Annotated in this window: 21 protein-coding genes; 10 read left to right on the top strand and 11 right to left on the bottom strand. The window is 63.5% G+C overall.

Annotated features, from left to right (window positions below):
* Window positions 1–14: 14 nt before the first annotated feature.
* The gene (locus PC358_RS20770) at window positions 15–587 is read right to left on the bottom strand and encodes a xanthine phosphoribosyltransferase (protein WP_033702269.1); all 573 of its coding nucleotides are present in this window, start codon (window positions 585–587) and stop codon (window positions 15–17) included.
* 65 nt (window positions 588–652) lie between these two features.
* The gene (gene rep / locus PC358_RS20765) at window positions 653–2,662 is read right to left on the bottom strand and encodes a DNA helicase Rep (protein ID WP_033702267.1); all 2,010 of its coding nucleotides are present in this window, start codon (window positions 2,660–2,662) and stop codon (window positions 653–655) included.
* A 285-nt stretch (window positions 2,663–2,947) separates the two neighbouring features.
* Here rep and PC358_RS20760 point away from each other — a divergent pair, with 285 nt between their 5' ends.
* Entirely contained in the window at window positions 2,948–4,612 is a 1,665-nt protein-coding gene (locus PC358_RS20760; protein ID WP_033702266.1) for a putative bifunctional diguanylate cyclase/phosphodiesterase, read from the top strand.
* Between the two features lie 36 nt (window positions 4,613–4,648).
* On the opposite strand, the gene PC358_RS20755 is transcribed toward PC358_RS20760, so the two are convergent.
* Entirely contained in the window at window positions 4,649–6,037 is a 1,389-nt protein-coding gene (locus PC358_RS20755) for a NorM family multidrug efflux MATE transporter (protein ID WP_033702265.1), read from the bottom strand.
* Between the two features lie 156 nt (window positions 6,038–6,193).
* Here PC358_RS20755 and PC358_RS20750 point away from each other — a divergent pair, with 156 nt between their 5' ends.
* Window positions 6,194–7,147, top strand: coding sequence for a LysR substrate-binding domain-containing protein (locus tag PC358_RS20750; protein ID WP_033702263.1), 954 nt, complete (start codon window positions 6,194–6,196; stop codon window positions 7,145–7,147).
* Window positions 7,148–7,150: 3 nt separating this feature from the next.
* Here the strand turns inward: PC358_RS20750 and hglS are convergent, their stop codons facing one another.
* Complete coding sequence (hglS, locus tag PC358_RS20745) at window positions 7,151–8,545, bottom strand: 2-oxoadipate dioxygenase/decarboxylase HglS (RefSeq protein ID WP_033702261.1); 1,395 nt, start codon at window positions 8,543–8,545, stop codon at window positions 7,151–7,153.
* A gap of 130 nt (window positions 8,546–8,675) precedes the next feature.
* The gene (locus PC358_RS20740) at window positions 8,676–9,566 is read right to left on the bottom strand and encodes a LysR family transcriptional regulator (protein ID WP_033702259.1); all 891 of its coding nucleotides are present in this window, start codon (window positions 9,564–9,566) and stop codon (window positions 8,676–8,678) included.
* A gap of 135 nt (window positions 9,567–9,701) precedes the next feature.
* Between PC358_RS20740 and amaB the strand changes: the two genes are divergently transcribed.
* Window positions 9,702–11,192 (top strand): L-piperidine-6-carboxylate dehydrogenase, encoded by a 1,491-nt coding sequence (gene amaB / locus PC358_RS20735; protein ID WP_033702257.1) that lies wholly within the window; start codon window positions 9,702–9,704, stop codon window positions 11,190–11,192.
* A 170-nt stretch (window positions 11,193–11,362) separates the two neighbouring features.
* Complete coding sequence (gene amaA, locus PC358_RS20730) at window positions 11,363–12,649, top strand: L-pipecolate oxidase (protein WP_033702256.1); 1,287 nt, start codon at window positions 11,363–11,365, stop codon at window positions 12,647–12,649.
* A gap of 157 nt (window positions 12,650–12,806) precedes the next feature.
* Here the strand turns inward: amaA and PC358_RS20725 are convergent, their stop codons facing one another.
* Window positions 12,807–14,234 carry a mechanosensitive ion channel family protein gene (locus PC358_RS20725; protein WP_033702254.1) on the bottom strand — a complete coding sequence of 476 codons (1,428 nt, stop codon included), beginning with the start codon at window positions 14,232–14,234 and terminating at the stop codon, window positions 12,807–12,809.
* A gap of 266 nt (window positions 14,235–14,500) precedes the next feature.
* Window positions 14,501–15,061: a PBECR2 nuclease fold domain-containing protein gene (locus PC358_RS20720; RefSeq protein WP_033702253.1), complete on the bottom strand. Its 561-nt coding sequence runs from the start codon at window positions 15,059–15,061 to the stop codon at window positions 14,501–14,503.
* Window positions 15,062–15,413: 352 nt separating this feature from the next.
* On the opposite strand from PC358_RS20720, the gene ycaC (PC358_RS20715) reads away from it, so the two are divergent.
* From ycaC (PC358_RS20715) to PC358_RS20700, 4 genes are all read left to right on the top strand, one after another.
* Window positions 15,414–16,043, top strand: a complete 630-nt coding sequence (gene ycaC, locus PC358_RS20715) for an isochorismate family cysteine hydrolase YcaC (protein ID WP_033702251.1) — start codon at window positions 15,414–15,416, stop codon at window positions 16,041–16,043.
* A 118-nt stretch (window positions 16,044–16,161) separates the two neighbouring features.
* Window positions 16,162–16,728: an antibiotic biosynthesis monooxygenase gene (locus PC358_RS20710; RefSeq protein WP_081874765.1), complete on the top strand. Its 567-nt coding sequence runs from the start codon at window positions 16,162–16,164 to the stop codon at window positions 16,726–16,728.
* 46 nt (window positions 16,729–16,774) lie between these two features.
* Entirely contained in the window at window positions 16,775–17,593 is an 819-nt protein-coding gene (locus PC358_RS20705) for an alpha/beta fold hydrolase (RefSeq protein ID WP_033702249.1), read from the top strand.
* Between the two features lie 301 nt (window positions 17,594–17,894).
* A complete protein-coding gene (locus PC358_RS20700; protein ID WP_162181163.1) occupies window positions 17,895–19,736 on the top strand; it encodes an amidohydrolase in 1,842 nt (613 codons plus the stop codon).
* A gap of 63 nt (window positions 19,737–19,799) precedes the next feature.
* On the opposite strand, the gene PC358_RS20695 is transcribed toward PC358_RS20700, so the two are convergent.
* From PC358_RS20695 to PC358_RS20680, 4 genes are all read right to left on the bottom strand, one after another.
* Complete coding sequence (locus tag PC358_RS20695; protein WP_033702245.1) at window positions 19,800–21,062, bottom strand: OprD family porin; 1,263 nt, start codon at window positions 21,060–21,062, stop codon at window positions 19,800–19,802.
* 102 nt (window positions 21,063–21,164) lie between these two features.
* Window positions 21,165–22,076 (bottom strand): LysR substrate-binding domain-containing protein, encoded by a 912-nt coding sequence (locus PC358_RS20690; RefSeq protein ID WP_033702243.1) that lies wholly within the window; start codon window positions 22,074–22,076, stop codon window positions 21,165–21,167.
* A 193-nt stretch (window positions 22,077–22,269) separates the two neighbouring features.
* Window positions 22,270–24,057: a monovalent cation:proton antiporter-2 (CPA2) family protein gene (locus PC358_RS20685; RefSeq protein WP_033702242.1), complete on the bottom strand. Its 1,788-nt coding sequence runs from the start codon at window positions 24,055–24,057 to the stop codon at window positions 22,270–22,272.
* A 147-nt stretch (window positions 24,058–24,204) separates the two neighbouring features.
* Window positions 24,205–25,179 (bottom strand): GlxA family transcriptional regulator, encoded by a 975-nt coding sequence (locus PC358_RS20680; RefSeq protein WP_033702240.1) that lies wholly within the window; start codon window positions 25,177–25,179, stop codon window positions 24,205–24,207.
* 179 nt (window positions 25,180–25,358) lie between these two features.
* On the opposite strand from PC358_RS20680, the gene PC358_RS20675 reads away from it, so the two are divergent.
* A complete protein-coding gene (locus PC358_RS20675) occupies window positions 25,359–25,739 on the top strand; it encodes a helix-turn-helix domain-containing protein (RefSeq protein WP_050506146.1) in 381 nt (126 codons plus the stop codon).
* A gap of 81 nt (window positions 25,740–25,820) precedes the next feature.
* Entirely contained in the window at window positions 25,821–26,447 is a 627-nt protein-coding gene (gene ycaC / locus PC358_RS20670) for an isochorismate family cysteine hydrolase YcaC (protein WP_033702238.1), read from the top strand.
* Window positions 26,448–26,506: the final 59 nt, after the last annotated feature.

The following is a 26,506-nucleotide window of genomic DNA, read 5'->3' as shown; positions in this document are numbered from 1 at the left end:
GGCCCCAACGGCGATCACTCGATGAAGCTGACCACACCACCTGCCAGCGACTTCACCCGCGCCAGCGATTCAACGCGGTAGCCCTGGCTGTCCAGCTCGGCACGGCCGCCCTGGAACGACTTCTCGATGACGATACCCAGCCCAGCCACCGTGGCGCCAGCCTGCTTGATGATCGAGATCAGTGCCTGCGACGCCTTGCCGTTGGCCAGGAAGTCATCGATCACCAGCACGCGGTCGCTGCTGTTGAGATGGCGCGGCGAGATGGCCACGGTGTTCTCGGTCTGCTTGGTGAAGGAGTACACCGAGGCAGTCAGCAGGTTCTCGGTCAGCGTCAGCGACTGGTGCTTGCGCGCAAAGATCACCGGCACGCCCAGCTTCAGGCCCGTCATCACCGCCGGGGCAATGCCCGAGGCTTCGATGGTGACGATCTTGGTCACGCCGGCGTCGGCGAACAGGCGGGCGAACTCGTCACCGATCAGCTGCATCAGCGCAGGGTCGATCTGGTGGTTGAGAAACGCGTCGACTTTGAGAACCTGATCGGAAAGCACGATGCCTTCTTCGCGAATCTTCTGATGCAGTGCTTCCACTGTGGTTTTCCTCGATGTAGCAAAGGTGGCCGCAACAGCGGCAACGGTTAAAGAGTAAGGGTTGATCAGCGTTTGAGCATCGCCCGAATATCGGCCAGTGCGTTGTTGCCACGCGCAGCTTTGACTTCGACTGGCGCATCGTCCAGGCCTTCCCAGGCCAGGTCGTCCGGCGGCAGTTCGTCGAGGAACCGGCTCGGTGTGCAGTCGATGATCTCGCCGTACTGCTTGCGCTTGGCCGCAAAGGTGAAGGCCAGGGTCTGGCGCGCGCGGGTGATGCCCACGTAGGCCAGGCGGCGTTCTTCTTCGATGGTGTCGGCTTCGATGCTGGAGCGGTGCGGGAGGATCTCTTCTTCCATGCCCATGATGAACACGTAAGGGAATTCCAGCCCCTTGGAGGCATGCAGGGTCATCATCTGCACGCCTTCGGCGTTTTCTTCCTCTTCCTGCTGGCGCTCGAGCATGTCGCGCAGCACCAGCTTGCCGATGGCGTCCTCGATGGTCATGTCACCCTCTTCGTCCTTCTCGAGGGTGTTTTTCAGCGCTTCGACCAGGAACCAGACGTTGCTGATACGGAACTCCGCCGCCTTGTCGCTGGCGGTTTGCTGGCGGATCCAGTTCTCGTAGTCGATGTCGCGGATCATTTCGTGCAGCGCGGCGATCGGGTCGTCCAGCGCCACCTTGTGGCGCACACCGTCCAGCCAATGCTTGAAGCGCTGCAGGCGCTCGGTGTAACGGGCGTCCAGGTGCTCGCCCAGGCCCATCTCCTCGCTGGCGGCGTACATCGAGATACCGCGTTCGGTCGAATAGTTACCGAGCTTTTCCAGGGTCGTGGAGCCGATTTCCCGGCGCGGCACGTTAATGACCCGCAGGTAGGCGTTGTCGTCGTCGGGGTTCACCAGCAGGCGCAGGTAGGCCATGAGGTCCTTGACCTCCTGGCGGCCGAAGAAGCTGTTGCCGCCGGACAGGCGATACGGCACCTGGTGGTGCTGCAGCTTGAGTTCGATCAGCTTGGCCTGGTAGTTGCCGCGGTAGAGGATGGCGAAGTCGCTGTACGGGCGGTTGGTGCGCAGGTGCAGGGTGAGGATTTCCATGGCCACCCGTTCGGCCTCGGCTTCCTCGTTCTTGCAACGGATCACACGGATCTCGTCGCCCACGCCCATCTCGCTCCACAGCTGCTTTTCGAACGCGTGCGGGTTGTTGGCGATCAGCACGTTGGCGCAGCGCAGGATGCGGCTGGTGGAGCGGTAGTTCTGCTCCAGCATGACGATTTTAAGGGAGGGGTAGTCCTCCTTGAGCAGCATCAGGTTCTCGGGCCGCGCGCCGCGCCAGGCGTAGATCGACTGGTCGTCGTCGCCGACCACGGTGAACTGGTTGCGCATGCCGATCAGCATTTTCACCAGCAGGTACTGGCTGGCGTTGGTGTCCTGGTATTCATCGACCAGCAGGTAGCGCACGCGGTTCTGCCAGCGCTCCAGCACCTCGGGGTGTTCCTGGAACAGCTTGACCGGCTGCAGGATCAGGTCGTCGAAGTCCACCGCGTTGAACGCCTTGAGCGTGCGCTGGTAGTGGGTATAGACGATGGCGGCGGTCTGCTCGCGCGGGTTGCGAGCCTTTTCCAGGGCCTCGGGGGGGAGGATCAAGTCGTTCTTCCAGGCACCGATCATGTTCTTGATCTCGTCGATGCCGTCGTCGCCGGAATACTCTTTCTGCATGATGTCCGACAGCAGTGCCTTGATGTCGGACTCGTCGAAGATCGAAAAACCAGGCTTGTAGCCCAGGCGCTCATGCTCCTTGCGGATGATGTTCAAGCCCAGGTTGTGGAAGGTGCACACGGTCAGGCCGCGGCCTTCCCCCGGCCGCAGCAGGGTGGCGACCCGCTCTTTCATCTCGCGTGCGGCCTTGTTGGTGAAGGTCATCGCCACGATGTACTGGGCACGGATGCCGCAGTTCTGGATGAGGTGGGCAATCTTGCGCGTGATCACGCTGGTCTTGCCGGAACCTGCACCGGCGAGCACCAAAAGAGGGCCGCCAACGTAGTCTCGGGCTTCCTGTTGCCGGGGATTGAGTCGGGACATGCTAGAAACCGGGGGTCGCCAGAAAATAGCCGCGCATTCTAACAGGCATGGGCCGGTTATGGCGCGACCGTCTGACGTCTGAGTCAGACTTTTGTCTGCGCATAAGCATTAGTTAGGCTCATGCTATTCATTGAAAAAATCGTATTTGCCGGTTGGCCTGGTTTCGCGCAGGATGCACGACAAAATGCGTCGGGGTGTACATGTCTAAAAATGGAAATCATTTTCATTAATGCAGTAGCATACCTGGCCTCTGCCGCTGCCCCGTCCAAGCCCTAAGGAGCCCGCTTGTCCACGCCTGTCGAACCTCTGCGTTTGCTGCTGTTGGCTGATGAGCCGGAATGGGCCGTGCTGTTGCGTGAGTGCGTGCAGGCCCTTGGCGGCAGCGCAGTGTTGTTGACCGCACCTGACTGGGAGTCGGTCGACAGCCTGTTCAGCCATGACCGCCAGGCCGTGGTCCTGGCCACACCGGCCCTGCAGCCTGCCCCTGGGCGCTGCGAACTGCCCACCATCGTGCTGCTCGATCACGAGCCGGAGGTGGCGCCCGGCGGGGTCAGCGACTGGCTGGTGCGCGACCATCTCAATGCTGATACCTTGCGCCGCTCGCTGCGCCATGTGCGCGAGCGCGGCGTGCTGGTGGCCACCTTGCAACGCCTGGCCGAGCAGGACCCACTGACCGGCATCGCCAACCGCCAGGGGTTTCAGGCCTTGCTGACGGCGCGCCTGGCAGAAGGTGATGGCCGTGGCCTGGCCCTCGGCCACCTCGACCTGGACAACTTCCGCCACGTCAACGACGCCCTCGGCCACCAGAGCGGCGACCGCCTTATCCTGCAGGTGGTGGTGCGGCTCAAGCAGCAACTGGAGGCCGGTGACCTGGTGGCGCGACTGGGCAGCGACGAATTCGCCCTGCTGATCGATACCCGCCGTGACCCGAACCGGGCCGAGTGGATGGCCGAACGCATCATCGAGGCCTTGGCCGAGCCCTACTGGATCGACGGCGAAAGCCTGCTGCTCGGCTGCAGCCTGGGCCTGGCGCATGCCCGCGCGCAGAGCGGTGCCGACCCCCTGATGTGGCATGCGCATATCGCCATGCGCCAGGCCAAGGGCAGCCAAGGCTGTACCTTTCATGTCTTCAATGAACGCATCAACTGCAACGCCCGCAGCCTTGCCGACCTGGAAAGCGAGCTGCGCCGGGCCCTGCGCCGTGACGAGCTGGAGCTGCACTACCAGCCACGGCTGAACCTGGCCGATGGGCGTATTGTCGGCCTGGAGGCGTTGGTGCGCTGGCGCCATGCCGAACGCGGCCTGTTGCCGCCCAGCGAGTTCGTGCCGCTGGCCGAGCAGAGCGGGCTGATCGTGCCGTTGGGCTACTGGGTGATATCGCGCGCGCTGCGTGACATGCAGGCGCTGTGCGAGCATGGCCTGGCGCCGCTGCACATGGCGGTGAACCTGAGCTTTCGCCAGTTTCAGGACAGCCAGCTACTGACGACCCTGAGCCGGTTGATCATCGAACACGGGGTCGATGCCCGCTGGCTGGAGTTCGAGCTGACCGAGACGGCGGTCATGCGTCGCAACGAGCTGGTACGCCAGACCATGGATGCCCTGGGGCGCCTGGGCGTGCGGTTTTCCCTGGATGATTTCGGCACGGGGTTCTCATCGTTCGTGCACTTGAACAGCCTGCCGATCGCGTTGCTCAAGGTCGATCGCAGCTTTGTTGCCGAAATGGAAATGCGCGAAGAGAACCGCAAGCTGGTGCACGCGATGATCAACCTGGCGCACAACCTCAACCTTGAAGTGGTGGCCGAGGGGGTCGAGAGCGAGGCACAGATGGCCTTGCTGCGTGAGTTCGGCTGTGACCAGGTGCAGGGGTTTCTGGTCAGCAAGCCGCTGCCGGTAGGGGAGTTGATGGCGTTTTTGCAGGAAAGTGGCAAGCCGCACCTGGTCAGCGTGTGAAATAGCCGGGGAGGGCAAAGCGCCCCCCCCGGGCATTCAGGCCGACACCGCTGCCTGGCTGCCAGCCCCAGCCTTGCGCAGCAACCGCTTCATCCGCCATTCAAAGCCAAAGGTCAGCGCCACTGCCGCGCAGGCCAGCCCCAGCGCCAGCCCCCACCAGATCCCGACCGCGCCGCCACCCAGGTTGAAGGCGAACAGCCAGGCGCTGGGTGCGCCCACTAGCCAATAGCAGCACAGCCCGATCAGGAAGGTGGTCTTGGCATCCTTCAAACCACGGATCGAGCCCATGGCGATGGTCTGCATGCCATCGAACAGTTCGAACCACGCCGCCACCATCACCAGTTGCACGGCCAAGTGGTAGATGGCCGCGAACGCCGGGTCGTCGCGGTCGATGAACAACCCCACCAAGGCATCCGGCAACAGCCAGAACAGCGCGGCGAAGGCGAACATGATCATCCCGCCGAAACCGATGCCCACCCGGCCTGCGCTGCGGGCGGCGAGCAGGTTGCCGCCGCCGTAGTACAAGCCCACGCGCATGGTCACGGCATAGGACAGCCCGGTGGGCACCATGAACGCCGTCGAAACGATCTGCAGCGCGATCTGATGCGCCGCCAGTTCCGTGCTGCCGAGCACGCCCATGCACAGCGCGGCAAAGGCAAACAGGCCGACCTCGACCATGTACGTGCCGCCAATCGGCAGGCCCAACCGCCACAACTCGCGCAGGGCCGGCAGCGAAGGGCGCGACAGGCCCTTGCGCAGCGGGTAGGCGGCATAGGCCGAATGCCAGCGGATGTACAGTGCCAGGGCAATGGCCATGCCCATCGACACCACCGCAGTGACCAGGCCGATGCCCATCAGGCCCAGCTTGGGCAGGCCGAACATGCCTTCGATCATCGCGACGTTGAGCAGGTAGTTGAGCACCGTGCCAATCACGCTGATGACCATCACCGGCGTCGAGCGGCCGAGGGCGCTGGTGAACCCGCGCAAGGCCATGAAGGTCAGGTAGCTGGGCAGGGCCAGCGGCAGCAGGGTGAGAAACTCGGCTGCCGAGGCGACGTTGTCCGGCTGCTGGCCGAACATCAGCAATACCGGCTCCAGGTTCCACAGCGCCAGCGCCGCGACCAGCGCCAGGCCCCAGGCCAGCCACAAGCCGTTCTGGGCCAGGCGGGTGACGCCTTCGATGTCGTTGGCGCCCTTGCGGATGGCCACCAGCGTGCCGACAGCGGCGATCACGCCCAGGCAGAAAATCGACACGAACGAGTAGCTGGCAGCGCCCAGGCCACCGCCGGCCAGTGCTTGTGGGCTGATGCGGGCCATCATCAGGGTGTCGGTCAGCACCATCAGCATGTGCGCCAACTGCGAGGCGATCAGCGGCCCGGCCAGGCGCAGCAAAGCCTTGAGTTCGGTGGTGGGCGCTACATGCATGTGAGTAGTCCTTCTTCCTGATTCTGTGAGCAAGGGGCGAGTCTGAGGCTTTGGTCAACTTTGCACAAAAGGATAAAAGCGATCATTGGCATGAGTCTGACTCATGGGTATATGCTGCGGTCGATCGGTTTCACAGCCCCGTATGGCAGGTGCCTCATGTCTCGTCAGCTCCCTCCGTTGTATGCCTTGCGCGCATTCGAAGCCGCTGCCCGGCTGAGCTCCTTCACCCGCGCCGGCGAAGAGCTGTCCATTACCCAGAGTGCTGTCAGCCGCCATATACGCACCCTTGAGCAGCACTTCGCCTGCCGCTTGTTCGTGCGCAGCGGCCGCAGCCTGCAACTGACCGAAGCGGCAAGGCTATTGCTGCCCGGCGTGCGCGAAGGCTTCACTGCGCTGGAGCGGGCGTGCGATACCTTGCGCGGTGAAGATGACATCCTGCGCATGAAAGCGCCCTCTACCCTGACCATGCGCTGGTTGCTGGCGCGCCTGAGCCGCTTTCGTCACCTGCAGCCGGGTAATGAAGTGCAACTGACCAGTGCCTGGATGGACGTCGACCATGTCGATTTCAACCAGGAGCCTTTCGATTGCGCAGTGTTGCTCAGCGATGGCGTGTTCCCGGCACATTGGGAGGTGCGCCGGTTGTTTCCCGAACTGCTGATCCCAGTGGGCGCACCCGACCTGCGCGACGAAGCACCGTGGGACGAGCATCGGCTGGCCTGCTTCGAGTTGTTGCACCCGACGGTGGACAAGCGCGACTGGCGAGAGTGGCTGCAGCGCATGGGGCTTGGCGACAAGGTCTCGCTCAAGGGCGGCCAGGTGTTCGACACCCTGGAGTTGGGCATGATCGCGGCGGCGCGTGGCTATGGGATATCCATGGGCGATTTGCTGATGGTGGCCGAGGATGTGGCGCAGAAGCGCCTGAGCCTGCCCTGGCCGACGGCGGTACCCAGCGGCATGGACTATTACCTGGTGTGGCCGCGTACCCGGCCGGGCGGCGAGCGGCTGCGGCGGTTGAGCGCGTTTCTGCACGACGAGGTGGCGGCCATGGACCTGCCGAAGGTGGAAATCCTGCCGGCGATTGGGCCGCAGCGCGACCCAATGCACCCCTGAGCCTTACATCGAGCCCAGGTTCAACGCCTGCGCACAGGCCTGCAACGAGCGGCGCTCGCTTTGCGCATACAAGGCCAGTTCATCCTGCACCTTCAGCCCCAGTGCGGCCTCGAAGGCCTCACGGTTAGCGTTGCTGCCATAGTCTGCCTGCGCATCATCGCCCAGGTTGGACTGGAAGATCCCTGCCGCGCTCACCGGCAGGAAGTCTTCATACACCAGCGCCTCGTAGTGTACATGCCCTGCTTCGATCAGCCCCTGCAGGGTGGTCGGGCGCTCGCGCTGATCGCGTGCGGCCAGGCCTTTTTCGGTGGCAAAGTAACGGAAGTACGCCAGGCCTTGCTCGCGCATCTGCGCCAGGTCATCCGGGAACTCCGCGAAGGTCTGGCTCAACAGTGCCTTGTAACGCTCGGCATTGGCTTCGGCGGGGGCACCGCCCAAGGCCGCGCGCGTGGCATCAAGCAACTTGTCGTAAAGCTGGCGGCCCTTCGGCGTCAGCGCCGCACCGCGCTGTTCGATCTCGCCGAAACGTGCGGTGTGGCTGCCCTCGCTGCCTTGCTGGTCACAGAAGGCGACCTTCTCCTGCAGTGCCTTGAAGCTGGTCTGGCGCAGCAGGATCGGGTGACGACGGGTGGGCGGGCCTTCGACCACGGCTTTTGGCGGGATGCCCTTGGCCGGCATGCCGACCTGGATCGCGTCGATGTCCAGGGTGCGCGGGGTGAGGTGGTTGATGTGCGGGCCTTTGAAGGCAACCACATCGGCGATCAAACGGTGCTGGTCGTGCAGTTGCTGGTACTGCTCGGCGGTTACCGTGGCGTCGTGGTGCCAGCGGAAGGTGTGCAACGCTTCCTGTACGAAGGCTTCGGCGTCGGCCGCGCTCAGGCCGCCGTCACGTTCGCACTGCTCGATCAGTTCAAGCACGCGCGGGGTGAAGATCTCGCGTTTGGCCAGGATGCCCTGCGCCAGCTCACGCAGCTGTGGGTTGTCGATCAGTTCCAGGCGCAGCAACGAGGTGAACACGCGGAACGGGCTGACATGCAGCGATTGCTCGTGCACGGCGCGAAATGCCGTGGAGTGCACCGGTACGCCCGCTGAGCTGAGGTCGTAGTAGCCGACGGGCTCCATGCCCATCACTGCGAACAGTTTGGCGATGGTGGCCAGCTCTTCGGCGGTGCCGACACGGATGGCGCCGTGGCGCTCCTGGTCCAGACGTTCGATTTCGCCGGTCCAGCGCAGCGCTTCGGCCACTTTGGGTTGCTGGGCCATGACCTGCTGGTTGATTTCGCTCACCAGCTCCAGCAACGTGCCATACAGCGGCACTTCCTGTTTGTACATGAGCGACATGGCGGCAGAGAACTGCGCGCGGATGCTGTCTGGGCTGACGAAATCGTGGGCGGGCATCGCTAGCTTCCTGGTTAGGTTCGGACGCTTACATGAAAGCTGGGAATGCACATGGCTCACAAGCGAAAAAAAGTGGGTGTGTCATTCCTTTTTTGATCGACCTAAGGTCCGCAAAGCGGCCCCGGCACGCTCAACGCTGCAACTGCTCGCGCACCCACTCCACCAACGCCCGCACCTTGGGCACTTCCGCTGCATGCTCGGCATACGCCAGGTAATGCGCCCCAGTACTGCGCATCGCATGATTCCACGGAATGACCAGGCTCCCTTCATTCAATTCCTTGGCCACTAGGTACTGCGGCACCAACGCCACCCCACACCCCGCCTGCGCGGCGCTCAAGGCCATGTAGAAGGTATCGAACCGCGGCCCGTGGTAGCTGCTGACACTGTGCAGCCCCAGTTCGAGAAACCACTCATGCCACGCTTCCGGCCGCGATGTGCTCTGCAGCAGCACCAGTTCGGCCAACTCTCCCGCATCGGCCAGCGCCCGCCCGGCCAAAAGCTCCGGCGCGCATACCGGTACCACCTCTTCGCGGAACAGCTCTATGCAGGTCGCCCCCGGCCAGGTGCCCTGCCCATAGAAGAACACCACGTCCGCCGAGCCTTGCAGCAAGGCGAACGGCTCCATCTCGTTGCGGATGTCCAGGTGGATATTGCTGTGGCGTTTGCCAAACCCCTTGAGGTGGGGGATCAACCAACGCACGCCAAAACTCGGTTGAGTGGCTACCTTCAATATCTCGGTCTGCTCGCCATAGGTCAGGACGTAGCGGCTGGAGATGTCGACCTGGGTGAGGATCTTGTTGACCTCGGCCAGGTACAGGCTGCCGGCTGGCGTCAGTTGCAGGCGGCGGCGAATGCGCAGAAATAGGTGGTGGCGCAGCATGTCTTCGAGCTGCGCCACCTGCTTGCTGACCGCGCTCTGGGTCAGGTGCAGCTCTTCGGCGGCACGGGTGAAGCTTAAATGACGGGCTGCGGCTTCAAAGCACTGCAGGGCGGTCATGGAGGGCACCAGGCGTTTGGACATAGCGGTCTCTGCGGCTCAAATCATTACCTGACGGAATGATATGCGGAATAAAGGTCGTTTGTTGCACTGGTGTGATCGGATTAATACTGATCCACATCATTTTTCCACCCCATCACCGATGTAGGAGATGCACCAATGGTTGCTGGATTGCTCGAGCGTCTTGGCGTTGCCGCCGAGGCTTACACCCAGGGCGACTACCCTGTTCACACGCCGATCGACGGCAGCCAGATCGCCTCGGTGAAGCTGCTCGGCAAGGCCGAGACCATCGCCCGCATCGATCAGGCCCACAGCGCCTTCGAAGCCTGGCGCAGCGTACCGGCCCCACGCCGTGGCGAGCTGGTCCGCCTGTTCGGCGAAGTGCTGCGTGAGCACAAGGCCGACCTCGGCGAGCTGGTTTCGATCGAAGCCGGCAAGATTACCCAGGAAGGCCTGGGCGAAGTCCAGGAAATGATCGACATCTGCGACTTCGCCGTCGGCCTGTCGCGTCAACTGTACGGCCTGACCATCGCCTCCGAGCGCCCGGGCCACCACATGCGTGAAAGCTGGCACCCGCTGGGCGTGGTTGGCGTGATCAGCGCCTTCAACTTCCCGGTGGCCGTCTGGGCCTGGAACACCGCACTGGCCCTGGTGGCCGGTAACTCGGTGGTGTGGAAGCCGTCGGAAAAGACCCCACTGACCGCCCTGGCCTGCCAGGCGCTGTTCGAAAAAGCCCTGAAAGCCTTTGGCGATGCACCGGCTGGCCTGGCGCAACTGGTCATCGGTGGCCGTGAAGCGGGCGAAGCCATGGTCGACGACCCGCGTGTGCCGCTGGTCAGCGCTACCGGCAGTACCCGCATGGGCCGTGAAGTCGGCCCACGTGTCGCTGCCCGCTTTGGCCGCAGCATCCTCGAACTGGGTGGCAACAACGCCATGATCCTGGCACCGAGCGCGGACCTGGACCTGGCCGTGCGTGGCATCCTGTTCTCGGCCGTCGGCACTGCCGGCCAGCGTTGCACCACCTTGCGCCGCCTGATCGTGCACCGTTCGATCAAGGATGAAGTGGTTGCCCGCGTCAAAGCCGCCTACGCCAAGGTGCGTATCGGTGACCCACGCAAGGACAACCTGGTGGGCCCGCTGATCGACAAGCTGTCGTTCGATGCCATGCAGGGCGCGCTGGCCAAGGCCCGCGACGAAGGCGGCCAGGTGTTTGGCGGCGAGCGTCAGCTGGCTGACCAGTACCCGAACGCCTACTACGTATCCCCGGCCATCGCCGAGATGCCGGCCCAGAGCGACGTAGTGCGCCACGAAACCTTCGCGCCGATCCTGTACGTGCTGGCCTACGACGACTTCGAAGAGGCCCTGCGCCTGAACAACGAAGTGCCACAGGGCCTGTCCTCGTGCATCTTCACCACCGACCTCCGTGAAGCCGAGCGCTTCCAGAGTGCCTCGGGCAGCGACTGCGGCATCGCCAACGTCAACATCGGCACCAGCGGCGCCGAGATCGGCGGTGCGTTTGGTGGCGAGAAGGAGACCGGCGGTGGCCGTGAGTCCGGTTCGGATGCCTGGAAAGGCTACATGCGTCGCCAGACCAACACCGTCAACTACTCGCGCGAGCTGCCGCTGGCGCAGGGTATCGTGTTCGACTGATGCTGCATGGCCGGGGGCGATGCCCCCGGTTCGCGGGGCAAGCCCGCTCCCACAGAAATCATGCACACAACGCGATCTCTGTGGGAGCGGGCTTGCCTGCGAATGGGCCGCAAAGCGGCGCCAAAACACGAGATGCACCCGCAATAAGAACAACACTGCTGGAGCCGGCCATGTCCGAACTGCGTCAACAATGCTTGTGGGAATTCGTCAGCAAACCCACCGTCGCCGCCCAGGCCCTGGCCGGTGAGCACAAGGCCGATGTCTGTGTCATCGGTGGCGGCATCACCGGCCTGTCCGCAGCTATCCACCTGCTGGAGCAGGGCAAGTCGGTGATCCTGCTGGAAGCCTGGCAAATCGGCCACGGAGGCTCCGGGCGTAACGTCGGCCTGGTCAACGCAGGCACCTGGATCCGCCCCGACGATGTCGAGGCGACCCTCGGCCAGAAGCAGGGCAGCCGCTTGAACAAGGTGCTCGGCGAGGCACCCGGCGAGGTCTTCGCCATGATCGAGCGCCTTGGCATCGACTGCCAGGCCCAGCACAAAGGCACGCTGCACATGGCGCACAACGCCACCGGCATCGCCGACCTCGAAGCCCGCCATGAACAGTGGAGCCGGCGAGGGGCTGATGTGGAGCTGCTGACCGGCGCCCAATGCCAGGAATACTGCGGTACCAACAAAATTTCCGCCGCGCTGCTCGACCGCCGCGCCGGCACCATCAACCCCATGGGTTACACCCAAGGCCTGGCCGCTGCGGTCTCGCGCCTGGGTGGCAAAGTGTTCCAGCAGTCGTCCGTCGAGGGCCTGGAGCGCGAGGGTGATGGCTGGCGAGTGAAGACCGCGCGCGGCTCGGTGCGCGCCGACAAGGTGGTGATGTCCACCGGTGCCTACACTGAAGGCGACTGGAGCAACCTGCAGAAGCAGTTCTTCCGCGGTTACTACTACCAGGTGGCGTCCAAGCCGCTGCAGGGCGCCGCCGCCGACAAGGTGCTGCCGCATGGCCAAGGCTCCTGGGACACCCGCACTGTGCTCAGCAGCATCCGCCGTGACGACCAGGGCCGCCTGCTGCTTGGCAGCCTGGGCCGGGTCGACAACAAGCCGGCCTGGTTCGTGCGCAGTTGGGCGGACCGGATCCAGAGCCATTACTACCCGGAGCTGGGCAAGGTCGAGTGGGAGATGCACTGGACTGGCTGCATCGATTTCACCCCCGACCACCTGATGCGGCTGTTCGAGCCGGCGCCTGGGTTGGTCGCGGTGACCGGTTACAACGGGCGCGGCAACACCACCGGGACCGTGATCGGCCGGGCGTTTGCCGAGTTCCTGCTCAAGGGTGAGGCGGACAGCTTGCCGATTCCGTTCTCGCCGATGACCGGGGTGAGTGCGCCGTCGTTGCGCACGGCGTTCTATGAGTCCGGGTTCTCGCTGTACCACGCGGGGCAGTGCTTGAGAGTGGTGCTGTAAGGTACTGGTACGGTTCTGTAGGAGCGGCCTTGCGTCGCGAAAGGGTCGCGCAGCGGCCCCGGCGATTTTTGCTGCGCCACAGAACTTGGGGCCGCTGCGCTGCCCTTTCGCGACGCAAGGCCGCTCCTACAATCAGCGCCAATTCAGGGGCCCCAGGTCATTTGTGCAACCAGCTGAGGAAGCCGCCCTTCTTGATCAGGGTCGGCTTCTGCAGCAGTAGCGATTCCCGGCTCTGGCGCCGGAACCGCTGCAACTTGCTCAACGCCGTCTGCACCTCGCCGCGCTGCACCAGGCAGCTCTTCACCTGTTCCTTGTCGATGCGGTAAAGCACGCAGCTGGTCAGCGTGCGGAATTCAGCGAAGCCGTCGTCCTCGTCGAGGATGCCCTCGATTCCCAGTACCTCCCCAGGCCCCATGCGCCCAGCCTCCAGCAACTTGTCGCCGTCGCGGACTGACGCCGAAACCACGCCGCTGCCAATCACCAACAGATGCTCCGAGCGTTCGCCCACCCCCAGGATCACCTGGTCGGCCAGGTACTCTACCGCGGTCATGCGCTGGCTCAGCGCATCGCGTTCGTCATCGCTCAGCGAGCGGAACACCCGCACCTCGTCCAGTACTTCGCGCTGGCGGCTACGTGGCGGCATGGCCAGGTCGACGTTCCACATCACGCCACTGGCCTCAAGGTGCCGGTGGGCCAGGTCGAACAGCTGATTGCGCGCTTCGGTCTTGCCGCCCATGTCGGCAATGAAACCACTGGCCTCGTATTCCACCGATTCCAGGGTCGAGGCCTTCACCGTGACTTTCGGCTTGGGCGAGGCCAGTATCGCGCGGGTGCCCTGCAAGGCCTTTTCCAGCGCATCGAATACCCGCTTCGGCCGCACCTTGGCCGGCACCACCACGCTGATCGATACACCGTGCACATCGGCCGGGCGGCTGTGGTTGAGCAGCTTGGCCTTGGCCGCGACCGAGTTGGGGATCACCGCCAGGCTGCCGCACCCGGTCAGCAGGCGGGTGGCGCGCCAGTCGATGTCCAGTACCTTGCCTTCGGTGCCATCGATGGAGATCGCATCGCCGATCTGATAGGGCCGTGTGGTGTTCAGCACGATGCCGCTGAACACATCGGCCAAGGTGCTTTGCAATGCCAGGCCGATAACGATGGCCATCACCCCGGAGGTGGCCAGCAGCCCCTTCACCGGCAGCTGCATTACGTAGCCTGCCGCCGCCACCACCGCCGCCAGGAATATCAGCGCCCCCAGCACATCCTGCAGCAACCGCCCGCCATGGCTGCCGCGCGCCACCAGCAGCAGGCCGAACACCACCGTCACCGTGCGCGCGCCGAACAGCCACCAGCCGATCGTCAGCACCGTGGCCATCAGGTTGCGCGACACATCCTCGGGCCATGGCGGTGGTTGCAACGGGCTCATGCCGGCGGCCAGCAGCACCGAGCTGAACAGCAGGAAGATCACCAGCCGCGCGCCGATACGCCAGGCCCGGCGCTGGAGGGGGATCAGTTGCCAGAGCACGAGGTCGAGCAGAATCAGGGCGCAGCCGAGCAGCAACGGGGAAGACTGGATAAAGGCCAGCATGGTGGTCTCGGGATGAGGGGAGGGCTGTGGGTAGTAATAGAGCAGGTTGGTTCGCCAGGCAATGTTGTCCGGCTGCGCTCACCCTGGTCGCCTGTTGACTTGTCCAAGGACTGTGGTAGCGTTTTACCTGAGCGCGAAACCAGTTGCCATTCAGCGGCAGTAACTGGCGTAGGAACCCCGTCGATGGCTGAATCATCAGCGCAGGGTGAGACCTCCACACCCCGGCTTGAGGGTGTGTATATGAATATCAAGCACCTCTTTCAGGGCTACTGGTTACAGTGGCCCTTTTCTTTGTTCGGCAGAAACGCATAGCGTTTGAAGAGCAGCTCGCCATGGCTATGCTTGTTCAACGCTTTCGCGTCGCACTGCATAAAATTCCACAGCATTTTTCCGCTCTCGAGCGTCACGATCACCAGCATCTGTCGCTTGGTCTCATAGACCCCGATAAATGCCAATCTATGTGTGTCGTTGGTATAGGCGACACTCCACACTTCAAACGGCCCGGTCAAGGTATCCAAGGCTACTTGGACATAACGTTCCCGGGCATCCTGCCTTTTTTCGACGATGTGACAGATACAGCTGCGCCGAACCTGAACACCTCCCAAGGGCGTCTTGAGAACCACAAAGGCGATAGGTGAGTCGCTCAAGCCGAAGTGCTGAGCGACCAGTTCGATAGCATCGTCATGGGAGTCCGCTGCAGCAATCTCCTCGATAGCTTGAGCACGCATCTCACGGTGAAGTGACCTGAGATCGGGTAGCCCCATATCCAGCCAAGTGCGCTGACACCCTTTCTCAGTGATTTTTGCGGGTGGGGTAGTGACGGTCAAGGAGGTACCTGGTGACAAGCGGAGGGCTGAAGCGATAGGGCTCGACAAGCCTAGGGAGCGGGCAGAGCGCGAACAATCAGAAGGGAATCGACACAGTTCGTAGGGGATTTCCCGATGCGACGCGGTTTCGCAGGTAATGACTGACATCGCAGTAGGACATTGCTGGCATTTCAGAATGCTGAGGCCGCTACGCAAACAAGCCAGCAAATCCATTGCCAACTAATCGTTCACAAAATAGAACGCTAAAGCCAAAAACAGCTATCTACCGCTCCAAAGGTGATGGTTTTAATCTTCTCCCATCAACGCGAAACACCCAAATCACTGAAGATCAAAACCCTTAGGAGCAACGACCATGACCCCATTCAAATACAACCGCCTGAACAAAGACGACGCAGCCGTGCTGTTGGTCGACCACCAGGCTGGCCTGCTGTCCCTGGTGCGTGACATCGAGCCGGACGCCTTCAAGAACAACGTGCTGGCCCTGGCCGACCTGGCCAAGTTCTTCAACCTGCCAACCATCCTCACCACCAGCTTCGAGCAAGGCCCCAACGGCCCGCTGGTACCCGAGCTGAAAGCGCTGTTCCCGGACGCGCCCTACATCGCCCGCCCAGGCCAGATCAACGCCTGGGACAACGAAGACTTCGTCAAGGCCGTGAAGGCCACCGGCAAGAAGCAACTGATCATCGCCGGTGTCGTGACTGAGGTGTGCGTAGCCTTCCCGGCCCTGGCAGCCCTGGAAGAAGAGTTCGAGGTGTTCGTGGTGACCGATGCGTCCGGCACCTTCAACGCCATGACCCGCGACGCCGCCCATGACCGCATGAGCCGTGCCGGTGCGCAACTGATGACCTGGTTCGGCGTGGCCTGTGAGCTGCACCGCGACTGGCGCAACGATGTCGAAGGCCTGGCGGCGCTGTGTTCCAACCACATCCCGGACTACCGCAACCTGATGAGCAGCTACAACGCCTTCAACGCCGGCAAGTAACCCGCCACGCCCCCGGGCACCGCCAGTCGGTGCCCGGCAAGGGCAGCACACCCATGCAATCTTCCGCCCGTTCGCCGTTGCACAGTGGATGCGGGCCAGCTCATCCCAAGGAACGCCGATGAACACCGCACTCCAAGACAACCGCAACGTGGTTACCCTGGTCATCCAGCACAAGGTTCGTGCCGAAGCATTGGCAGGCTACGAAGCGTGGCTCAAGCACACGGTCAGCGCCGCACGCCGCCAACCCGGCCACCTCGATGTCAACGTGATCCGCCCGGAAGACGGTGGCCGCCACTTCACCACCGTGGTGCGCTTCAGCGACGCCAGCCTGTTGCAGGCCTGGGTCAACTCCACCGAGCGCCAGACGCTGGTCAGCCAGGTGCTGCCGTTGCTGGAGGAGGGTGACAACACCCAGGTCCACGACGACCCGGAGTTCTGGTTCACCCCGCCGAGCACCACCGCGAAGCAACCGCCGCGCTGGAAGCAGGCACTGCTGACCTACCTGGTGATCTGCCCGATGACCATGATCATCCCGCAACTGCTGGCGCCGTTGTTCGCCCGCGTCCCGCAGCTGGGCGGCCCAATCACCGGCAACCTGATCGTCAACCTGTTCGTCATCCTGCCCGTGGTGTTCTACATCATGCCGTGGGTAACCCGCCGCTGCGCCAACTGGCTGCGTGGCTGAGCCAGCTCCACCCCCCACCCCAAAAGACTTTCAAGGAGATACCGACATGAGCACACTCGTAACCCGCGACGGCACTTCGCTCTATTTCAAGGACTGGGGCAGCGGCAAGCCCGTGCTGTTCAGCCACGGTTGGCCGTTGGATGCCGACATGTGGGACGCGCAGATGGAGTTCCTGGCCAGCCGCGGCTACCGCGCCATCGCGTTCGACCGCCGTGGCTTCGGCCGGTCGAGCCAACCGTGGAATGGTTACGACTACGATACCTTTGCCGATGACATCGCCCAGTTGATCGAGCACCTCGACCTGCGTGAAGTGACCCTGGTGGGCTTCTCCATGGGCGGCGGCGATGTCAGCCGTTATATCGCCCGCCATGGCAACGAGCGAGTTGCCGGGCTAGTGCTGCTGGGCGCGGTGACGCCGGTGTTCGGCAAGCGTGATGACAACCCAGAAGGGGTCGATGCATCGGTGTTCGAAGGCATTCAGGCAGGGCTGCGTGCGGACCGGGCGCAGTTCATCGCTGATTTCGCCACGCCGTTCTATGGTTTGAACCAAGGCCAGCAAGTGTCCCAGGGTGTGCTGACGCAAACCCTGAACATCGCGCTGCTGGCCTCGATCAAGGGCACGCTGGATTGCGTGAGCGCGTTTTCCGAGACCGACTTCCGCCCCGACATGGCCAAGATCGAGGTGCCTACCTTGGTTATCCACGGTGACGCGGACCAGATCGTGCCCTTCGAGACCACCGGCAAGAAGGCTGCCGAGTTGATCCGCGGTGCCGAGTTGAAGGTGTATGAAGGCGCGCCGCATGGCTTTGCCGTGACGCATACGCAGCAGCTGAACGAAGACCTGCTGGCGTTCTTGAACCGGTGAAAATCCAGCGGCCGCCTCGCGCCGAGGCCGGCCGCTGCACAAAAGCTGATCAAGGCTAACCTTCACCCACCCACCGCACATCCATCCAAGCCTTGGCCAGGCACGAACCGGCATGCTCCGCAGTTGCGCTTGCCGCCGCCGCACCCAGACGGAGAAGACCATGTCCCAGGACCCCAACGACAAGAGCCGTCGCCAGTTCCTCGCCACCAGCACCGTGCTCGGTGCTGCTGGCGCGCTCTGGTCCGCATTGCCCTTCGCCGGCTCCGCCGGTTCCGCCCATGCATCCACCCAAGGAGGCTCCATGACCGCCGACCTCATCCTGTTCAACGGCAAACTGCACACCGTTGACCGTGAGAAGCCCACCGCCACCGCCGTTGCCATCAAGGACGGCCGCTTCATTGCCGTCGGCAGTGACGCCGACGCCATGGCCCACAAAAGCGCCGCCACGCAGATCATCGACCTCAAGCAGCGTACTGTCATCCCGGGCCTGAACGACTCCCACCTGCACTTGATCCGTGGTGGCTTGAACTACAACCTGGAGCTGCGTTGGGAAGGCGTACCGTCGGTAGCCGATGCCCTGCGCATGCTCAAAGACCAGGCCGCCCGTACCCCAACCCCGCAGTGGGTGCGTGTGGTCGGTGGCTGGAACGAATTCCAGTTCGCTGAAAAGCGCATGCCGACCCTGGAAGAAATCAACCAGGCCGCGCCCGATACCCCGGTGTTCCTGCTGCACCTGTACGACCGCGCACTGCTCAACCGCGCTGCGCTCAAGGCCGTGGGCTACACCAAGGACACGCCGAACCCGCCAGGTGGCGAGATCCAGCGCAACAAATTCGGCGAGCCGACCGGCATGCTCATCGCCCGCCCTAACGCGATGATCCTCTACGCTACCCTGGCCAAGGGGCCGAAGCTGCCGCTGGAATACCAGGTCAACTCGACCCGCCAGTTCATGCGTGAGCTCAACCGTCTGGGCCTGACCAGCGCCATCGACGCCGGGGGTGGCTACCAGAACTTCCCCGACGACTATTCGGTGATCCAGGAGCTGGCTGACAAAGGCCAGTTGACCGTGCGCATCGCCTACAACCTGTTCACCCAGAAGCCTAAGGAAGAACTCGACGACTTCAAGAAGTGGACGTCGAGCGTGAAGCTTCACAGCGGCACGGACTTCCTGCGCCATAACGGCGCGGGTGAGATGCTGGTGTTCTCCGCCGCCGACTTCGAGGACTTCCTTGAGCCGCGGCCGGACTTGCCGCAAACCATGGAAGAAGAGCTGGAGCCGGTGGTGCGCCACCTGGTCGAGCAGCGCTGGCCGTTCCGCCTGCACGCTACTTACAACGAATCGATCACGCGCATGCTCGATGTGTTCGAAAAGGTTAACCGGGACATTCCGTTCAACGGCCTGCCGTGGTTCTTCGACCATGCCGAAACCATCACCCCGGAAAACATCGAGCGCGTGCGCGCCCTGGGCGGGGGCATCGCCATCCAGGACCGTATGGCCTTCCAGGGTGAATACTTCGTCGACCGCTACGGTGCCAAGGCAGCCGAAAAGACACCGCCGATTCAGCGCATGCTCGACATGGGTGTGCCGGTCGGGGCCGGTACCGACGCAACCCGCGTCTCCAGCTACAACCCGTGGACTTCGTTGTATTGGTTGGTCAGCGGCAAGACCGTTGGCGGCATGGCGCTGTACCCGGAAGGCCTGAGCCGCGACACCGCGCTGCAGTTGTTCACTCAGGGCAGCGCCTGGTTCTCCAGTGAGCAGGGCAAGAAAGGCCAGATCAAGGTGGGCCAGCTGGCCGACCTGGCGGCGTTGTCGCTGGACTTCTTCAGTGTCGATGAAGAGGCGATCAAGGGCATCGAGTCGGTGCTGACCCTCGTCGATGGCAAGGTCGTGTACGGCGCCGGCGAGTTCGACAGGCTCGGCCCGCCGCAGGTGCCAGTACTGCCGGAATGGTCGCCGGTGGCCAAGGTGCCGGGGCACTGGCGGGTGGGTACGCCATCGCTGGCCGCAGCGGTGCACCAGTGCAGCGGCCCGTGTGGGGTGCATGCGCACAGCCATGAAAAGGCGCGGCATTCCAGCGTGCCGGTGAACGATTTCCAAGGGTTCTGGGGGGCGCTGGGTTGTTCGTGCTTCGCGTTCTGAGTTGATGTGAAGAAGGGGCCTGCAGAGGCCCCTTTTTTTGCTTGAGTGAATTATCGGCTCAGTTCAGAAGCTGCCTTTGAGTGGGTATTCGATGATCAGGTAGAGGCGGTCGATATCGTCGCCCGCCTGGGCTTGGTTGGCGCGATGGGTGACGTGGGAAAGCGCTAGGCTGAGGTCTTTGGCGACGCCGGACTGCACCACATACCTGAGGTCGATATCGCGTTCCCAGTGGCGCCCGCCCTGGCCCTGTTGCGCCGCGTAGGCGCCGCTTGCCGGGGCATGCGTGCCGTCGACCCCGCGGCCACTGACGTAGCGGCCCATCAGGCTCAGGCCGGGCATGCCAAGGGTGGCGAAGTCGAGGTCATAGCGCAGCTGCCATGAGCGCTCGCCCGGGCCGTTGAAGTCGGCGTACTTGATCGAGTTGGCCAGGTAGATCGAGTCGCCAGCGACGAAGTCGAAGGGGGTGTCGCCTTCGACCTTCTGGTAGGCGAGGGTCAGGGCCTGGGCACCGAAGCTGTACTTGCCCGCCAAGCTGAAGGCAAGGGTGTCGATGGCGCCGGCGCTGGCGTTGCCGGTATCACGGCTCTTGTAGAGGTTGCCGTCCAGGCGCCAACTGCCTTCGGCCAGGTTGAGATTGAGGTAGGCCTGGCGCCAGGTGTCTTGCAGTTGGCTGGCGTACAGCGCGCCGCCGAACGGGCCATCGGCTGCGAACGTGGCGCCGGCCAGGCTGATGGCGCGGCCATGGGTGGTGGCGCCGTAGCCTGTAAAATCGTCGTGGGTCGAGCTGTTGTCCTGGTTGTTGAACGCGGTAAAGCGTCCGGCCTCCAGGCGCCAGCCGGGCAGGGCGGTGTTCTCCAGCAACCAGCCGGTGGCGTATTCGGGGTGCAGGCGTTTGTCGCCGGTATCGAACACGGGTGTCTCGACGGTCATCTCGCCATAGCGCAGCAGGGTATTGCCCAGGCGCAGCTTGATGGCGGCGCCGGCGCTGGAATAGTCGGACTCGGCACGGCCATCGCTGTCACGCGGCAGCAGCCCGGTACCGGCATGGCCGCGGCCACCGTCGAGCTTGAGGCCGAGAAAGCCATGCGCATCGATGCCGACACCCACAGTGCCTTCGGTGAACCCCGAGCGGATTTCACCGATGAAGCCTTGCGCCCATTCCTGACGGTAGTTCTGGCCGCTGCCGGAAGGCGAGCGGAAGTCGCTGTGCAGGAAGTAGTTGCGGCTGAGCAGCGACCAGCCGGGTTCTTCTGCCTGGCTGAGCGCGGGGCAGAGGGCGAGGGTGGCGAGCAGGGCGCGGCCGGGGCCGTGAGTGGCGCGGATCATGGGGGCTCCGGGATGGATGATCCAGGACTGTGGAGCAAGCGCAGGCGAGGGTCTTGTAAAGGTGTGCTTTCGCGGGTAAACCCGCGAAAGGGCAGTACAGATTCAGGCCATGTCGCTGATGGCGAACTCCTCGGCCAGGTGATCGATCAGCGACCGCACCGACGGCAGCAAGCCGCGTCGCGACGGGAAGATCGCATGCACGATGCCGCAGCGCGGGTGCCAGCCCGGCAACAGCTCCACCAGCCGGCCCTCGGCCAGGTCCTCGCGCACGGCTACCCGGGGCAGGTGCGCAATGCCCACACCGGCCACCACGAAATGGCGCAAGGCAAACAGGTCGTCGGTGACCATGCGCGGTGTGTGCGGGATCACGATGCTGTGGCTTTGGTCTTCCCCTTGGAACAGCTCCCACTGGTACTCACGTTGGGCGCTGCCCCAGTGCACGCTGGGCAGCTGGCCGAGCATCTGCGGGTCGAAGCCCTTGGGCAGTTGCTCCCGGTATTGCGGCTGGCCGACCAGGCACTGGGTACTGTTGCTCAGCACCTTCATCACCATGTCGGTGTTTTCCAGCGGCGGAAAGCGCACGCGCAGCGCCACGTCGAAGCCTTCATGCAGCAGGTCGACGCGGCGGTTGGTACTTTCGATGAACAGCTCTACCTGCGGGTACTTGAGCATGTAGCGCGTCAGCATCGGCCCGACCCAGGAGTTGAGCAGGGTGGTCGGGCAGCTGATGCGCACCAGCCCGCGCGGCTCGCTGCGGTTGCGTTCGATGATCTCCGCCGCGCCCTCGGCCTCCACGCGCATGGCCAGGCAACGGTTGTAGTAGGCCTGGCCGATTTCGGTCAGCGAGCAATGCCGGCTGGTGCGGTGCAGCAGGCGTACGCCAAGACGCTCTTCAAGGTCTGCGATACGCCGGCTGAGCTTGGACTTGGGCATGTCCAGCGCGCGACCTGCCGGGGCGAAACCGCCGTGCTCCACTACCTGGGTGAAGTAGTAGAGGGAGTTGAGGTCTTCCAATGATCGTTCTCCGGGTGGAACGGTAAGGGCAGTTTCGCAGTTTAACGGTTTAATCTGTGGGGCTGGTTAATGGCTTCTAGGCGCCTGTCGATAGGCGTTCAAGGCCTATGAAGTCGAGCGCCGCCCGCGCGGCGCTCGATCTCTATGGCGACAAATCACCTAACGGCGAGCACTCCAAGCCTCAATCCACAACTCAATCCGCATCCGAATCAAACAACCGCTCCAGTTCCACCCGCGCTTCCTTGGCTGTCTGCATCACCTTGGCCCGGTCATCACGCACCTGCCCTTGGGCTACCAGCACTTCTTCGTCGTGTTGGGTAAACCGGGCGATGCGATCCGCCGCTTGTTCATCACTCAACCCTAACCCCACCAGCGCACGGCGGGTCATCTCCAGGCTCGAATAGAACGTCTCGCGAATCGGCTCGGCGCCTACATCGATCAGCTTGTGCACATGCTGGCGGTTACGCGCGCGGGCCAGCACTTTCAGGTGCGGGTACAGGCGCTTGACCCGCTCCGCCGTGCGGGTGGTGACTTCCGGGTCGTCGGTGGTGATGACGAAGTACTCGGCCTCGCCCACCTTGGCCGCATGCAACACCTCGGCGCGCAAGGGGTCGCCGTAGAACACTGGAGCCTGCTCGAACATGCGGGTCATCTCGATGGCGTCCACCGAAGTTTCCAGGGCGATGAAGGGGATCTTCTGGGCGCGCAGGATGCGCGAGACGATCTGCCCCATGCGGCCCATGCCGACGATGACCACACGCGGGGCGTCGGTCTGGATCTGCTTGTACTGCTCCGGCACTTCACGCTGCGGCTGCGGGCGCTTGAGGGCGCGGGCGCAGCCGAGCATCAGCAGGGGGGTGAGGGCCATCGACAGGGTGATGGTCATCATCAGCAGGTCGTAGGTCTGGGTGTCGAACAAGCCCTGGTCCTTGCCCAGCTTGAACACCACGAAGGCGAACTCGCCACCCGCCGCCAGCACCATCCCCAGGCGCAGGGCGCTGGCGCTGTTGAGGCCGCCGGCCAGTCGGCCGACCACGATCAGCAAGGTCAGCTTGACCGCGATCAGCAGCAGGGTCAGGCCCAACAGCACCAGCGGCATTTCCAGCAGCAGGCTCAGGTTGGCGCCCATGCCGACACTGATGAAGAACAGCCCCAGCAGCAGCCCCTTGAACGGTTCGATCTGCGACTCCAGCTCGTGGCGGTACTCCGAGTCGGCCAGCAACAGGCCGGCGAGGAAGGCGCCCAGGGCCATGGAAATGCCGGCCTCTTCCATCAGCCAGGCGGTACCGATCACCACCAGCAGCGCGGTGGCGGTGGAAACCTCCGGCAGGCCGGTACGGGCGACGATGCGAAACACCGGGCGCAGCAGGTAACGGCCGCCGACGATGACCACGGCGATACTGGCGAATACCTTTAGTGCATGTTCGAGGCTGTCACCGTGACTGGTATCCGGACCGCTGGCGGCCAGCAGCGGGACCAGGGCGATCAGCGGGATGGCCGCGATGTCCTGAAACAGCAGAATGGCGAACGCGAGGCGACCGTGCGGCGCGTTCAGCTGCTTGCTTTCGGCCAGGCTCTGCAGGCCGAGGGCGGTCGATGACAGCGCCAGGCCCAGGCCCAGTACCAGGGCCGCCGGCAATGACTGGGCAAAGCCAAACAGGGCGATGGCGCCGATCACCGCACCGGTCAGCAACACCTGCGCAGCCCCCACGCCGAACACTGACTTGCGCATCAGCCACAAGCGTTTGGGTGACAGCTCCAGGCCGATGATGAACAGCAGCAGAACAACGCCCAGTTCAGAAATGTGCGCGACGCTCTCGGTATCGCGGATCAGCCCCAGCGCCTGCGGGCCGATGGCCACGCCAGCCAGCAGGTAGCCGATCACCGCGCCCAGTTGCAGGCGCTTGGCCAAGGGGACGGCAAGGACGGCGGCGAAGAGGAAGATCACCGCGGTTTGCAGAAGGCTGCCTTCGTGTGGCATTGGCTCGAACTCCATGAGCTGCCGGGGCAGCGTTAGAACAGTGTGGCGGACAATTCTGGAGGTGGAGGGGGTGTTAGACAATCTGGCTGGAAGGAGAAACATTGTCTCGCCAGGCGGGACAGTGATGATCCTCCACACGTGTATCTGTCAGCCGCCACCAAACTGCGCCCGGTACTGCGCTGGTGTCATGCCGATGCGCTCGCAAAACACCTTGCGCATATGCCGATCACTGCCAAACCCACACTGTGCTGCCACCACCTTCAACGGCAGGTCGCTGCCCTCGAGCACTTTGCGTGCCTGATCGATACGCGCATTCTGCAGGTACTGCAGCGGGGTGATGCCGACCTCGCGCTGGAAGGTCCGGGCAAAATTGCGGCTGCTCATCGCCACCAGGTCGGCCATCTTGCGCACGGTAAACGGCTGGTCGATATGGTCGACGATATAGGCCTGCACCCGCGCGGTCGGCGAGTCGTCGCGCGGCACGGCCGCCAGCAACGGCCCGTAAGGTGTCTGCCCGCCCTGGCGATGGCGCGCGACCAGCAGCACTTTGGCCACTTCCAGCGCCAGTGCCTTGCCATGGTCTTCGGCAACTACGGCCAGGGCCAGGTCGATACCTGCCGTGATCCCGCCCGAGGTGATCAGGCAGCGGTCGATCACATAGATCTGTTCGGTTTCGACTTTCGCCTCAGGGAAGGCCCGCGCCAGCCGCTCGACGTAGTTCCAGTGGGTGGTACAGCGATAACCGCCAAGCAGCCCCGCCCGGCCCAGCAAGAACACGCCAGTGCAGATCGCGCCGAAACGCTTGGCCCCACGCACGGCCTGCGTCAGCCAGTGCTCGAGCCCCGGCAGCGCAACGTCGTAGGCGCCTGGGCCTCCGGGTACCAGCAACAGGTCGACGGCTTCCGGCAGCGCCTCAAGGCGCAGGTCAGCGATGACCCTCAGCCCGCATGAGCCGCGCACCACCCCATCGCCGTCGGCCAACGTGATCAGCCGGTATCGCCGCTCGGCGGGCAAGAAGCGGTTGGCAATGGCAAAGGCATCCATGGGGCCGGTGACATCCAGCAACAGCACATCATTGAACAGCACCATCGCCACGGTGCGGTGAGCGCGATTTTCCTGCATACCACTTTCGCCTTTAGTACGGGCCGCCGCTGGCGGCGTGAAGCTGAACAGGCGCGCATCTTAAGGTATCGGTATAGCGGCCAGGGCCAGCAATGCACAATTAAGAACTATTCAGGTTTGGCTCAGGACTTTGTCATGTCCTCGGGGCGAGACTTTCCTCATTGAACAGGAGAGTCGCCATGAGCCCTCTGACGATCTGCAGTACCTCACAGGCGCCGGGCGCGCTGACCCCTGCACGCCTGCGCCAGGCCAAGGAACTGATGCTGCACAGCCCCTTGTCGATCATCGAGATCGCTGGCCTGTGCAACCTCACCCGCAGCCACTTTTCTCGCGCGTTCAAGGTCAACACCGGCTTGTCGCCCCAGGCCTGGCGCCTGCTGGCGCGCATGGAGAAGGCCAAGCGGTTGCTGGTCACCGAGGTGCCGATCACCCATGTCAGCCTCGAATGTGGTTTCTGCGACCAGTCACATTTCACCCGGGCGTTCAGCCGCCTGGTCGGCCAGCCGCCCAAGGCATGGCGGCGGACCAGCCAGAACGCCGTGTCTGGCACTCATTCTTAAGCCGCGTTTATCCATTGGTATACCACCTCCGGATAGTACCGCCCCCGTTTTCCAAGCCCAAATCATCCAAGGAGAAACCCCATGAGCCAACCCGATTACAAGCGCCTGAACAAAGACGACGCCGTGGTGCTGCTGGTCGATCACCAGACCGGCCTGATCTCGCTGGTACAGGACTTCTCACCCAACGAGTTCAAGAACAACGTACTGGCCCTGGGCGACCTGGCCAAGTTCTTCGGCCTGCCGACCATCCTCACCACCAGCTTCGAGCAAGGCCCGAACGGCCCACTGGTACCCGAGCTGAAAGAGATGTTCCCGGACGCGCCGTACATTGCCCGCCCAGGCCAGATCAACGCATGGGACAACGAAGACTTCGTCAAGGCGATCAAGGCGACAGGCCGCAAGCAACTGATCATCGCCGGTGTGGTGACTGACGTGTGCGTGGCATTCCCGACCTTGTCGGCGCTGGCCGAAGGCTTTGAAGTGTTCGTGGTCACCGACGCGTCCGGTACCTTCAACGAGACCGTACAGCAGGCTGCGTGGGTGCGTATGACCCAGGCAGGCGCGCAGATGATGAACTGGTTCTCGGTGGCCTGTGAGCTGCACCGCGACTGGCGCAACGATATCGAAGGGCTGGGTAATCTGCTGTCCCAGCGAATCCCCAACTACCGCAACCTGATGAACAGTTATGCGGTGTTGAGCGCGCGTTGATGTAAGCCTGCTCGGGCCTCTTCGCGGCGGTGCGGCGATCCGACTTACCCGCGAAAAGG

This window comes from Pseudomonas capeferrum, assembly GCF_000731675.1.
Taxonomy (GTDB): Bacteria; Pseudomonadota; Gammaproteobacteria; order Pseudomonadales; family Pseudomonadaceae; genus Aquipseudomonas; species Aquipseudomonas capeferrum.
This window is presented reverse-complemented; position numbering and strand designations above follow the sequence as displayed.